The sequence below is a fragment of the Candidatus Koribacter versatilis Ellin345 genome (genome assembly GCF_000014005.1).
Taxonomy (GTDB): Bacteria; Acidobacteriota; Terriglobia; order Terriglobales; family Acidobacteriaceae; genus Korobacter; species Korobacter versatilis_A.
In genome coordinates, this window is the sequence record NC_008009.1 from 3,599,323 (window position 1) to 3,612,747 (window position 13,425).

The window sequence follows — 13,425 nt, forward strand, 5'->3', positions numbered from 1 at the left end:
TTCGAGATCGAAATGCGTTTGTCGATTAGCCTTTGTTCACCGTCAGGTGGTTCTCCACAGAGAAAGCGCCGAACACACCATTCGCCCGCATGAACGCGATCGTCTTGTCGGCTTGGGACTGCACGCTGCCGTACAACGCCACGTGACCGTTGGCGACTACGATGCGGATCGGCGTTGCCGGATCTGTGCCGTAGCGTCCCAGGCTTGCATCGCCATAGATTGCGCGGAACACCCGTGCGCGCAAGTCATCGTCCGAAATCGACGTCGGCAGAATCTTGACCTGGTCCACCACGTCCTTCACGCCTTCCTGGCTGTTCACCAGCGCCAGCGCGGAATCCTTGTCCGGTTGCCAGCGCACTTCGCCATCGAGCGTTACTTTCCCATCCTGTACGGACGCAGTGACATTGTTGAATACGTGACCATATCCATAGCGGTCATACGCCAGTTTGCGATTCAGTGTGGCCTGCAATTGGGCGTCGGCCACGTCTTTGCCGCCGACCTCAATCTGGTCGTCCACTTCTTTCACGCCGGCGACCTTCTTCGCCTTTTTCTCAGCGTCAACTTTCGCCTGGTACTTCTCGACGGTGCCACCGAGTGTCACGACAGCGTTGTTCGACTTCACGGTCACTTGCTGGAATTGCTTGTTCTTCAGCTTGCCTTGGATCTCCTGCTGCAGGGTAGCGTCCGAAGTGACTGAGGCCGAGGCCGATATCGCCAAACCTGCAACCGCCGCGAAAAGCAGCGCTGCCTTGGGCCCGAAACTTCCGTTTTTCATCTTCATATCCCTTTTAACCCCTTGGTTAATTAGACCCGGCACAAGGGAAAAAGTCGCACGCCGCACCTTTCTTTACAGAGGATCCATACGGTATTGCGCGGTGATCTTGCCAACAGCCAGCACAAACCGTTTGTTTCCATATTCCGGCTGTCGGCGCAAGGCATGGTGCCCGTAGCGATTCAAGGATCGGATTTCGGGATTGAGTTCAACGCGACGCTGAAGCTTCGGCCACGAGTAATTCCGCCGATCGTTCCCATTTCACCTGTTCGATCTTCCCTACGACGAACGTCCATGTAGCTGCGCCGATGCACAGAACGACTGCCACCGATACGAAGGCCGAGCGGAAGCTTCCCGTCTGTCGCACCACGAATCCAGTTACTACAGGCACTACGACGCCAGCCATATTTCCAGAGCAATTCTGGAATCCCACCCAGCGTCCAGCGGCTTGCGAGCCCGCGAGCGTCTGCGGGATCGCCCAGATATTGGAGGCGCTCACACCGAAGCTCGCCATGGCTAGCCACAACAGAATCGTGGATCCGCGCGCGCCCGGAACGAAGGCAGCGAGAGCGAGAAAGGTGGCACACGACACATAGCCGCCGGCAACGAAGGTTTTTCGGACAACGGTCGTCGTTGCACCGGACCGTATCCACCGGTCCGAGAGCCAACCCGCGATTCCCGCACACACCGCTCCACCGAAGTAACCGGTTGCTCCGATGCGCGCCATCTGCGCCATCGAAAAATGCCGCTCGCGCAACAGGTAGTACGGCAGCCAGGTGAGCAGGAAGTAGTTCACATAGTTGCCGCAAAACAGTCCGATACAACTTCCCCACGCCGAACGCAGGCAGACAAACTCCAGCAAGCTTGGCGAAGATTGTTTGCTGGATGCAGGAACGAGGTTCCTGCTCGGCGACCACTTTAACCACAGAGGAATCCAGAGCATGCTGCCCAAGCCGAGGATGATGAAGAATGGCCGCCATCCGAACCGCGCCATCAGGGTGCCGCCGAGCAGTATCCCGAATCCCGGACCAACCGCCAACCCCATGGCGAGCACGCTGTTCGCCACGCCGCGATGTTCTTCTGGATAATTCAAGGCAATGATCTTCGAGTACGCCGGGAACGACACCGCTTCCCCCATCCCGACAATCAGCCGCAACGCGAATAAGGCAACGAACGTGTGCACCAGGCCGGTTGCCGCTGTGGCCACGGACCACGCCGCGAAACAGACCGCGAACAAGTAATACACATTTACGCGGTCCGCCAGCCAGCCATACAAAGGCTGTAGCAAAGCGTAGGTCCAGAAGAAGGCCGAAAGCAGCACGCCCAGTTGCGCGGGGTTGATATGCATTTCGTCCTGCACCATCGAAGCTGCAATCGACAGGTTGCCGCGGTCGATGTAGTTGATAAAAACGCTGACGCCAATCAACACCAGCAGGACAATAAGAAACCCCGGGAGCCGCTTGTGCTCTGACGGTATGGTTGTCATGGAGAGAGCCGCGATTCTCATGGATGGACCTGCGATTTGCAACGCTTTTCAGGCACTTGCGACCCAAACTGTTAAAATGTCCTTTTACCCGGAGTCACTCCAGCCATCATGTTTGACAATCTTTCCGACAAGCTCCAGCGAGCGTTCAAGTCCCTGCGTGGCCAGGGCAAACTCACCCCAGAAAACATGGAAGAGGCGCTGCGCGAAATTCGTCTCGCGCTCCTCGAAGCCGACGTCAACTTTAAAGTCGTAAAAGAAGTAGTTGACCGTATCCAGTACAAAGCGCTCGGTGAAGATGTAATGACCGCGCTTTCGCCCGCCGAGCAGGTCGTTAAGATCGTCCGCGACGAACTCATAGCTATCCTCGGCAAAGACACTGCCAAGGTGAAGTTCGCTTCGCAGCCGCCGACCATCATTCTCATGGCCGGCCTCCAGGGTTCCGGTAAGACCACGACCTCCGGAAAGCTCGCGCATTGGTTGAAGAATGGCGGCCATCGCCCCATGCTGGTTTCGGTTGACGTCTACCGCCCCGCGGCCCGCGAGCAACTTAAAGTAGTGGCTCAAGCTATCAACGCTAAGCTCTACGAAGGCAAGGTTGAGGAAGCGAACACGGATACCGTCGTTCGCCTCGCCAAAGAAGCCCGTCGCGAGGCCATCAGCAACGGCTGCAACATCCTCATCGTCGATACCGCTGGCCGTCTCCACATTGACGACCAGCTCATGGACGAGATGCAGCACCTCAAGACGCTGCTCAATCCGCAGGAAATCCTGTTCGTCGCCGACGCCATGACCGGCCAGGACGCCGTCAACTCCGCCAAGGAATTCCACGACAAGCTGACCCTCACCGGCGTGGTCCTCACCAAGATGGACGGCGACGCTCGTGGCGGCGCTGCGCTCTCCATCCGCCAGGTCACCGGCCAGCCCATCAAGTTCATCGGCGTCGGTGAAAAGTACGACGCTCTCGAACCCTTCCACCCCGACCGCATCGTCGGCCGCATCCTCGGCATGGGCGACGTCCTCTCGCTGATCGAGAAGGCCGAAGCCAGCATCGACAAAAAGAAGTCGGAAGAGTTCGCCAGCAAGGCGCTCAGCGGCGACGGCTTCTCACTCGCCGACTTCCGCGATCAACTTAAACAGGTTAAGAAACTCGGATCACTCCAGTCGATCATCGGCATGCTGCCGCGCATCGGTCCCTTCGCCGGCCTCCAGCAAGTCGCCGACAAGGTGGACGACAAAGAGCTCTCTCGCGTGGAAGCCATCATCAACTCCATGACGCCCCATGAGCGCGAGCATCACGACGTGATCAACGGAAGCCGCCGCAAACGCATCGCGAATGGCTCCGGTACCAGCGTGCAGGAAGTGAACCAGCTCCTCCGCCAGTACTCGCAAATGCGCAAAATGTTCAAGACCATGTCGAAGCCCAGCTTCGCCAAGCGGCTGAGCGGGATGAAGATGCCGAACGGAATGCAGTAGATTTTTACTGCAAATGCAGTAAAGGGCTGGCACACGCCGGCCCTTTGTTCTTTGCCAGTCTTTCGTTCTGTCATCCTGAGCGGAGCGCACGCAGTGCGCGCAGTCGAAGGACCCCTTACCCTCACGAGACTGCGCCCTTCACGCGATAATTAAACACTTAAGAAGCATCGGTCTATAATCCTCCAATTCCCGCGCGAGGAGAGCCCTTTTGACGACCGCGTCGTCCCCGATGAGCGCTTCTCCTGCCCCGATCGACCCCCATCATCTCCCCAGCGAAAAACGCATTCATCTCCTCGCCCTTGCCGCCATCATTTTCTTCACCACGTGCGGCGGAGCCTTCGGACTCGAGCCGCTCATCGGCGCTGTTGGCCCTGCGCTCTCGCTCGTCTTCATCCTTGTCACTCCGCTGCTCTGGAGCCTCCCAACCGCATTGATGGTCGCCGAACTCACCGCGATGATGCCCGAAGAAGGCGGCTTCTATGTCTGGATCCGCGAAACGTTTGGCTCGCTTTGGGCCGTGCAACAGGCCTGCTGGACGATGACCATCTCCGTCATCTGGCTGGCGATGTATCCCATCCTCTTCGTCGGCTATCTCGGATTCCTAATCCCGGAGATCGCCGCACCCGCGCACCCGTTCCTCCGCTGGGGAATTACGGGCCTCATGATTGCTAGTGGGCTGCTATTGAATCTCCGCGGTTCACATACCGTCGGAGGCGCCGCCCAGATCGTCACCAGCATCGTGCTCGGCACCTTCGTCGTCATGCTCATTACATGGCTGGCGCGCCTCCATAATCCCCGACTCATCCCTGGCATCCTTCATCGCGATATCCGCACACCGCATCCCGGCGCGCTGCTGCTCGGGATCTCCTTCACAGTCTTCAATTATTCCAGTTGGGATAGCGTCTCAACCTACGCTGGCGAAGTCGATCAGCCGCAGCGCAATTACCCGCGCGCCATCATCTATGCGCTCGCCCTCACCGTGCTTTGCTATTTGATTCCGGTGGCCGCTGGCATCACCGTTACCACTGACGCCAACATCTGGAGCAGCGACCAAGGCTGGCCGGTAATCGCGCGCCTCATCGGCGGAACCTGGCTGGGTACACTCATGGCCGGCGCGGGCCTTGCTTCGATCTGGGGATTGTTCAACGGCCAGCTTCTCTACGTCTCGCGCCTTCCGTATGCGCTCGCCCGCGACGGATGGCTGCCTAAGATTTTCGCGAAAACTTCCACCGACACCGCCCCGCCTCGTGCCGCGCTCTTCGCTTTTTGCGGCATCACCGCACTCTTCACCGCGTTCTCTCTCGGGTCCCTGGCGATCATCCAATGCGTGCTTTACTGTGCTGCGCTTACCCTCGATTTTCTCGCTCTCTTCATGCTCCGGATTCGACGTCCGCACGCCGAGCGCAGCTTCAGCGTGCCCGGTGGCTGGCTCGGCATCGCCTACGTCTGCGTTTCTCCGTTTATCTTTGCGTTGTTTGTGCTGTATGCCGGTCTGCGCGACTGGCGAGCCTATCCGGGACAACTTCTCGTCATCCCGCTAGTCACCGCCGCTGGTCTTTGCCTGTACTATTCCCGGCGCACTCGAGCTAGTGCCGGTTCATGAACTCCGGATACCACACGACGTCCACACCGACGTTGTGCTGGTATTGCGTCTGCCGGCCAGCGCTGTTTAGCGGAAAAGACCAGTAGGGCGTGGCCACCCAATGATGTTCCTTGCCCAACGCTTTGCTCAAGCCAACCTTGAACGTCTGCGCGTACTCCTCTGGAATAAAAAGGTAATACGAGTCGTACTCGACGAACCACGAGGCCCCCAGGCGGCGTGTGCTCAACGTGATGTCCGGCTCGAACTCGTGCGTGCCCAAGCCTCGGTTGATGTAAATCGAATGCTTGTAATTGAACACCGCGTTCAGCACATAGCGAGGCCGAAACACCTGCGTAATTCCATACGCAACTTTAAAGTCGGTGCTGCTCCCGCCCAGCAACGGATCGCTCGCCGTGGCCCCATCCAGTTCAACCAGCGCACCGGTGGAGAAACTCTCTCCCTTATAGATGTACCCGCCGAACTGAAACTCCATGTTGCCAATCCCCGTCGCCGAATCCGTCGGGGTCGAAACATGGCTCACCGGTAGCAGAACGGTGAAGGCGAGCCGATCGTTCGGTCCAAAGCCATACAGCGCCTTGACCCGAAATCGATTTACGAAAACATCGCCTTCCTGTGATTTGTAGTCGTAACGATAGACCAGGCGAGACTTGAGATAGGTGATGTCTTTCTCCGCGTTCTCCTGCTTCATCTCGGCAGTCTGATCCGGCGCAGCAGAGGCGCCGGTCGTCTGCCCTTGGCCCTGCTGGGGAGCAGGAGCGCTTTGCGCCAGCGACGGCGCCACCGTGATCGCGAGCGATGCAATCCAGAAAAGAAGAACAGATCGAGAATGAAAGGTGCTCACGTCAAACGATGTTCAGACGTGTCACATGGCACGTCTGCTGGCAATTTTTGCAGGTCTCATCCTGCTATCCCTGCGGCTGCAGCTTCACCAGTTCCTGCGGATGGATATACAGTTTCGACCGGTCAACCTTCCCAGTCATGCGTTGCGGCATGCTCATCTCATATTTCACCGGCTCGCGATGCTCGGCGATCTGCCGCTCGGCGTTGTACACGCTGTCGAACTTGAACAGCATCTTCACAAAGTTCGTCTGCCCACGCATCAACAGCTTCGCCGCAATCGACGTCGCATCCAGCGCTGCGCGCCAGCCCATATACTTCATGGTCATCGCCTTCTGCGTATTGACGAGCTCTCGATAGAACTCTTCCAGCGACATCTTGGTCGGCATCACCGCGTGCTGCACGTCGAACAGCCGGTAATCCCGAGTGCTGAATTCGCGCGACTCCGTCAGCCACGACTCCGTCCCCGGATACGGCGTATTCACCGATATCGAAACGATCTCCGGCACACTCAACGACCACTCGCGCACCGCCGCGAATTTCGCCTTGTCCCAGCTCGGATCAGCAATGATGTTCAGTGCGACCGTGATTCCCTCTTTGCGCGTGAACTCCAGCGCCTCGAGGTTCTTGCCGGCCGTCGTGCGTTTGCGGTTCGCCTTCAGACCTTCGTCGTCGATCGCCTCGAGCCCGAGGAACATATATTCCAGCCCCAGCTTGCGCCAGTACTTGAACACTTCTTTGTTGCGCAGAAGGACGTCGCCACGGGTCTCGAGGTAGTACTCCTTCTTCACGTTGCGTTTCTCGAGTTCTCGACCGATGGCGAACCCATGCTCGGGCTCGATAAAGCACACATCGTCCACCAGGAAAACGCCCGGCTCCTTGATGCGAGCCATCTCTTCCGCGGCGCTTTCCGGACTGCGCTTCCGATAGCTGCGTCCATAAAACGTCCACGCGCTGCAGAACACGCAATCCCACGGACACCCGCGCGTGAACTCCACCGACGCTGCCGGATCCAGCACCCCGATGAAATAACTCTTCCGCTTTGAAGTCAGCTCGCGTGCCGGATGCAAATCGTCAATCGACTTCACCATCTCCGCATGCGGCCCTTCGCCATCCAGGGACACCACACCCGGCAATTCATGCACCCGCTTGCGATCGTCTGCCGCGGCTTCCAAAACACGTGGAGCGACTCCCTCGCCCTCGCCGCGCACTACGCAATCAATCGCGCCTTCGGCGTGGTTCAAAATGTCCTTCGCCACAAACGACGCGCTATGCCCGCCGACGAAGAAAAACACGCCCGGCATCTTCCGCTTCGTCTCTTTCGCCAAATCCACAACTTCGGGAACGTTAGGCAAATAGTTCAGAGAGAACCCAATCGCATCCGGCTTCCACTCATCAAGAATGCGGAAATAATCCTTGTGCGAAAAGATCTGCAGATCCAGCAGCCGGACGTCATATCCCGCAGCCTTGCAGGCCGCCGCCACTAGCTCGCAGCCAATCGGCTCCAAACGCAAAAACACTTTGGACGACATCAGTGCACTTGGGTGCACAAACAGCGCTTTGAATTTCTTCATGGGTCCCATGTGAGTACTCGGGCGGATTTGGACACTGTTTATACACTGCTTAGGGTCGTACCCCAAGAAAGTTCCCCGGCACTTCCCCACTTTTCGGGTATGATGTGCGCCATTTATAGCCATTTTGGGAGAAATCGTTGAAGCCTGCGCTCCTCGTGTGCCTGCTGCTCTGCGGCTTTGTGATGTCCGCGCAATCGCCTCCGCCGATCAAGATCGGCGATGTCACCTTCTCCGGCAGCATTCGCGAGCGCGGCGAGGCTTGGGATTTCTTCGACGCCGGAACCGGCGGCAACGCCTACGGCTTCTCCGGCACCACCATCCGTTTTGGATTCTCGCAACAGAAAACGTCATATGACTGGAACGTCGAATTTCTCTCACCCATCCTTCTCGGTCTTCCCGAGCAGGCCGTTCAACCTGCGCCCTTGGGACAACTAGGCCTCGGCGGTTCTTACTACGCCGCGAATGACAAGCAACAGAACGTCGGCTTCGTAAACCTGAAGCAAGCATTCATTCGCTTCAAATCGAAACAGGACTCTCTTCGCATCGGACGCTTCGATTTCAACGACGGCACCGAAGTCGCTCCCGCCGATCCCACACTCGCCGCATTAAAGAGCGATCGCATCTCCCAGCGTCTCATCGGCGTCTTCGGTTTCTCTGACGTCCTCCGCAGCTTCGACGGCGTCCAACTCTCCTCGAACCGCGGACCCTGGAACATCACGGCTCTCGGTGTAATTCCTACGCGCGGCGTCTTCCAGGTAGACGCGTGGGGATGGGTCAAAACTCCGTTTGTCTATGGCGCCGTTACTCGGCAGGCCAATCTCGGCCGCAAGACCAAAGCCGACTGGCGCATCTTCGGCCTTTACTACAACGACGATCGTCCCATCGTGAAAACCGATAATCGCTCAACTGCACTCCGTGCAAGCGATCTCGGCGGGATCAACCTCGGCACCTTCGGCGGACACTTCCTCTCCGCCACGCCCTCCGAATCAGGAACCTACGACTTCCTCGCCTGGGGAGCCGCGCAATTCGGCACCTGGGGACAACTCGATCACCGCGCCGCAGCCGCGTCCATCGAAGGCGGATGGCAGCCTACACTCTGGAAGCCCGCGCGTCCCTGGTTCCGCACCGGTTACGACTGGACCAGCGGCGATGCCGACGCGAAGGATGGCACTCACGGCACCTTCTTCTCCGTGCTACCTACGCCACGCATCTACGCGCGATTTCCGTTCTTCAACGCGATGAACAACCGCGACATTTTCGGAGAAATAGTGTTCCGCCCTGGACCGGCCGTCACCACGCGCACAGACATCCACAGCCTCTGGCTCAGCAGCAGCCACGATCTCTGGTACTCCGGCGGCGGCGCATTCCAGCCGTGGACCTTTGGCTACGCCGGTCGTCCCGCGAACGGCTCAACGTCACTCGCTACGCTCTACGACACCAGCATCGACATCAAGGCCACATCCGCTTTGAATTTCGGCTTCTATTTCGGATACGCCGTCGGCGGCGATGTGATCAAAAAGATCTTCACCACCAACGCCAACGGCGCATTGGGATTCATGGAAGTGACCTACAAGTTCTAGTGCACGGGCGCGCGCGCCGCACGTCCCGGGAAGACTCCCTCCGCGAGGTTGCCGTCACTCACCACGGGCACTCCATTCACCAGCACGAACTGAATCCCCGCGGAATACTGCATCGGCTCTTCAAACGTCGCTTTATCAATCACGCGTTGCGGATCGAACACGGTGATGTCGGCATCAGCGCCTACGCGAATGCGGCCTTTGTTCTTGAATTCCGGCGTCCGTTTCTCCAACCGTTGCGCCGGCATCAAGGTCATTTTTCTCAGCGCGGTCATCAAATCGAGCGCATGTTCCTCGCGCACGTAGTGTCCCAGCACACGTGAAAACGTCCCGTTCCCGCGCGGATGCACCTTCGGCCCAGTGAACTGCGGCCCATCGCTCGCGATCATCACCATCGGATTCGCGACCGCGGTTCTCGCCGCCGCTTCTGGAATCGAGAAGATCACCGCCGGCCCGCCTTGCTTCCGATATTTCGCGAATGTCTCCTGCGTCAGTCGCTCGCCTGTGCCCACCCATTGCAGGTCCTTGTACGTGATCCCCATCTTCTCCTGCCATCCGGGCTCAAATATCGCACTCTCCAGCCCTGTACTTGCGGCAATGTACGGATAGCACTCCGTGGTCACATCCAACCCACGCTTCTGCGCACCTTCGATCATCGCAATCAACTGTGGTGTGTCGCGCAGCCCCATGCTGGTGACATGCACCACGTGCAGAGGCGCACCCGTAGACTCCGCCGCCGCAATCACTTCTTCCAGCCCAGCCAGTCCGGTCTCCGGCTCTTTGATTCCCGCCCACCGCAAATGCACATGCACCGGCGCGCCGTTCTTCGCAGCAATCCGAAACATGTCCACGATCTCCTCGTGTGACGCAGCCGCCGTGTAGTTAATCCCCATTCCCACTGCGAGCGCTCCCGCGTCCAACCCTGCCTGAATCCTCTGTTGGATTTCGGCAAGCTCTTCCGAAGTAGAAGCACGGTACTCCGCGTCACCTGTAGGTAGCCATTTTCCGGGATCTTTCAGCACCTTCATTCGCACCGGGATATGCCCAATGCTCACGCCATAATTGATCAGCGCCTTCCCTTCGCGATTCGCGTACCACTGCGCAACATCGTCGGTCCCAACTTCCAACTCGAGCGAAGTCGTTACTCCATCGTGGGCCTGGAACTGGTAATTGCGCGGCTCCTGCCCATGCTCATGCATGTCGATGAAGCCGGGTGCCACCACCAACCCTTTAGCGTCAATCGTGCGCTTCCCGGTAATCGCCGCAGTCGAAACTGCAACGATCTTCCCGTGGCGAATTCCGACATTCCGCATCGCATCGAGCCCCGACTCGGGATCCATGACGCGCCCGTTCAAGATCACGACGTCATACGGCCGCCCGCTCGCATTGGCGCGAAGTGAATGGAAGTGGACGACGACAGCAAAAAGGGCGCATGCGACGATCACCGCGCATAACGCCCTCACAATTCCAGACAGTTTCTTCATGGCGCCGAATTATACCGGCGGTACAAAATCACTCAATCCTTAAAGCCTGCATTGGCTCAATACTTGCCGCCCTCCGCGCCGGAATAAATCCTGCCACCAGCGCCGCAGCCGACAGCACCGCGATCCCGATCGCCAGACTCGCCGGGTCCCACGCCTTCACGTTGTAGAGCTGGTCCGCCATGTAATGCCCCCCGATCAGCGTGAGCGGGATCCCAATCGCCAGCCCCAATCCCACTCGAACGGCTACCCCACGCAATACCAGCCGCACCACGTTGCCGCGGTCCGCACCAAGGGCCATCCGCAATCCAATCTCCCCCGTCCGGCGGGCCACCGCATACGACGTAATTCCGTACAGTCCCACCGACGCGAGTATCAGCGCGAGTGCGCCAAACAACATCGTCAGCCGTGAAATCAAACGTTCCTGTGTGAGGTTGTCGCCAATCTGGAATTCCAGCGAATGCAGGCTGTTGATCGTGATGTTGGGATCAATGTCCGCCAGCGTCCTCCGGACCAGTTCATCCACGTTCGATGGCGGCTGCGAAAAGTGCAGCGTGATCGAGTTGGCGTAGAGCGATCGTCCCTCCGCCATTTTGGCGTTCGGTTCTTCCACTTTCAATTCCTGCGTCAGCGGACGGAAATACATCGCTCGCATCTTCTGGTGCGGGTCCTGATACTTGGCGTCCTTCACCACTCCCACGATCTCGAACGCACCGGAATACTTCATATCGAAAACTCCGAAGTGCTTGCCGATCGGCTCTTCCTTCGGGAAGAACTTCTTCACAAACGCCTCGTTGACCACCGCCACGAACTGCGATGTCGGCGTGTCCGACTCCTGTAACCCGCGCCCGCGCAGAATCGGCTGACCCATCATCTTGAAGAATTGCGGATTCACACGGTCCCACGACGACCCGTTATCCTCCTGCGGCCCCGGCTCCGGACGCCCTTCTATACGAATGCCCTCGCCCCAGTTGTTTCCCTCGAGCGTGCTGTAGAGCGCGATACCTACACCGTCCACTCCCGGAATCGAACCGAACCGCTCTTCCAATCGCTGATACAGCGGCTGCAAAGTGGTGGGCGTGTATCCGGCGCCCATAAGGTCAAAGTGCACCACGTAGCGGTTGTCGGTCTTTAAGCCGAAGTCCTGGTGCTGCAAGTTGCGCAGGCTCTTCGTCATCAGTCCCGCACTTACCAGCAGCGCCAACGAGAGCGCCGCCTGGAACACGATCAACCACTTCTGCGGCATCGATGCTCCGTCTTTGGTCGTGCGGCTGGTTCCGCGCAGCGCATCTGCCGGATCGGAATGTGACGTAATCCACGCCGGCACGATGCCGAAGATCACCCCTGTGCCCAGCGACAACAGCAGTGCAAATCCCAACACCGGTAACGATGGCGTCGCATGGATAGGCAACTGCGGCGAATCCGGGAATGCCAGCGAGAGAATCGTCCGCGTTCCCGCGTAAGCCACCACAAGTCCAACCAGCCCCGCCATGAACGCGAGCAGAACGCTCTCCACAAGCATCGAGCGAATTAACCTCTTCCGCGCCGCGCCCATCGCCATGCGAATGGAAATTTCCGTTCGCCGTGTCGCGCCGCGCGCCAGCAGCAAGTTCGCCACGTTCGCGCACGCCACCAATAACACCAGCGCAGAGATCGCCATGAGCAGATACAGGCCCTTCCCGGTCTCCTGCTGCATGTTCTGGATCCCGCCCCCCGCCGGCACGATCACCACGTGCTGCTTCGGGATCACCTCTTTCCCACCGTTGCGGGTGTACATCTCCACGCCCGACAGCCACACCCGCAGAGTGTTCGACACCTTCGCTTGCAGCGGTCCTATCTGCACCCCGGGCTTGAGGCGTCCAATTGCATAGAGCCAATTGCTCTCTCTCACGTGAAGGATCGAAGTGTTCCCTTCCAGCACCGGCTCGATTGCCAGCGGAATCCACAGTGCCGGCGGACTGCTGCGCAGGCGGTCCCCATAGAATCCCGGCGGCGCAATGCCAATCACCGTCACCGGCTTGCCTTGCAGATACAACGTGGAACCAACCAGCGAAGGATCGCCAGCATAATCGTTCTGCCACGTCGTGTAGCTCATCACCACCGCCGGCGCGGCGCCGGTAACGTCATCACTCATCGTCATGAGCCGACCGGTGTAAGGAACAATTCCGAACGTGGTGAAGTAATTTCCCGACACGTACTCGGTGCGCAGCGCCTTACCTAGCGCTGATCCCCGCCGGACCGACATCTCGTTCCCGCCCGATTGCATGGCCGCCAGTTGCTCGAACTCCGGCGTGTTATCGCGGAGGCTCGTGTAGAGGTCGTATGAGAACAAGTCGAAGTCGCCATCGTCGCCCATGAAGCCGCCATTCACGCAGCAGTCGTCCTTGTCGCCAATTCGATACAGAGTATTGGGATCCACCACGGGCAGAGACTTCAACAGCACCGCATGAACCAGAGTGAAGATCGCCGTGTTGGCGCCAATTCCCAGCGCGATCGTCAGCACTACGGTGAACACAAATCCCGGCGACTTCAGGAACTGACGAAAAGCGAGGCGTACATCATGCATGGTCGATTGGGTCCTCTCGCGAGCTATACAGGCAGTTACGTTGCCAAGCACACGAC

General features: G+C 58.7%; 9 protein-coding genes. 3 read left to right on the plus strand and 6 right to left on the minus strand.

All coding sequences use genetic code 11. The annotated features are described in order from the left end of the window. Positions 1-25: 25 nt before the first annotated feature. Together ACID345_RS15645 and ACID345_RS15650 are read right to left on the minus strand one after the other, a co-directional pair. On the minus strand, positions 26-775 hold the full coding sequence (locus tag ACID345_RS15645; protein WP_011523835.1) for a BON domain-containing protein: 750 nt from the start codon (positions 773-775) through the stop codon (positions 26-28). A gap of 205 nt (positions 776-980) precedes the next feature. Next, complete coding sequence (locus tag ACID345_RS15650) at positions 981-2,279, minus strand: MFS transporter (protein ID WP_011523836.1); 1,299 nt, start codon at positions 2,277-2,279, stop codon at positions 981-983. A gap of 87 nt (positions 2,280-2,366) precedes the next feature. Between ACID345_RS15650 and ffh the strand changes: the two genes are divergently transcribed. Next, a complete protein-coding gene (gene ffh / locus ACID345_RS15655; RefSeq protein WP_011523837.1) occupies positions 2,367-3,731 on the plus strand; it encodes a signal recognition particle protein in 1,365 nt (454 codons plus the stop codon). 208 nt (positions 3,732-3,939) lie between these two features. Beyond that, positions 3,940-5,334 (plus strand): APC family permease, encoded by a 1,395-nt coding sequence (locus tag ACID345_RS15660; protein WP_011523838.1) that lies wholly within the window; start codon positions 3,940-3,942, stop codon positions 5,332-5,334. On the opposite strand, the gene ACID345_RS15665 is transcribed toward ACID345_RS15660, so the two are convergent. Together ACID345_RS15665 and hpnR are read right to left on the minus strand one after the other, a co-directional pair. Next, positions 5,318-6,175, minus strand: a complete 858-nt coding sequence (locus ACID345_RS15665) for a hypothetical protein (RefSeq protein WP_011523839.1) — start codon at positions 6,173-6,175, stop codon at positions 5,318-5,320. The genes ACID345_RS15660 and ACID345_RS15665 overlap by 17 nt on opposite strands. 64 nt (positions 6,176-6,239) lie before the next feature. Beyond that, positions 6,240-7,745, minus strand: coding sequence for a hopanoid C-3 methylase HpnR (hpnR, locus tag ACID345_RS15670; RefSeq protein ID WP_083763857.1), 1,506 nt, complete (start codon positions 7,743-7,745; stop codon positions 6,240-6,242). A 137-nt stretch (positions 7,746-7,882) separates the two neighbouring features. Here hpnR and ACID345_RS15675 point away from each other — a divergent pair, with 137 nt between their 5' ends. Next, positions 7,883-9,325: an alginate export family protein gene (locus ACID345_RS15675; protein WP_011523841.1), complete on the plus strand. Its 1,443-nt coding sequence runs from the start codon at positions 7,883-7,885 to the stop codon at positions 9,323-9,325. Here ACID345_RS15675 and ACID345_RS15680 read toward each other — a convergent pair. Continuing rightward, positions 9,322-10,806, minus strand: a complete 1,485-nt coding sequence (locus tag ACID345_RS15680; RefSeq protein ID WP_148210132.1) for an amidohydrolase family protein — start codon at positions 10,804-10,806, stop codon at positions 9,322-9,324. The genes ACID345_RS15675 and ACID345_RS15680 overlap by 4 nt on opposite strands. A 28-nt stretch (positions 10,807-10,834) precedes the next feature. Then, positions 10,835-13,369 carry an ABC transporter permease gene (locus tag ACID345_RS15685; RefSeq protein ID WP_011523843.1) on the minus strand — a complete coding sequence of 845 codons (2,535 nt, stop codon included), beginning with the start codon at positions 13,367-13,369 and terminating at the stop codon, positions 10,835-10,837. Between the last annotated feature and the right edge of the window lie 56 nt (positions 13,370-13,425).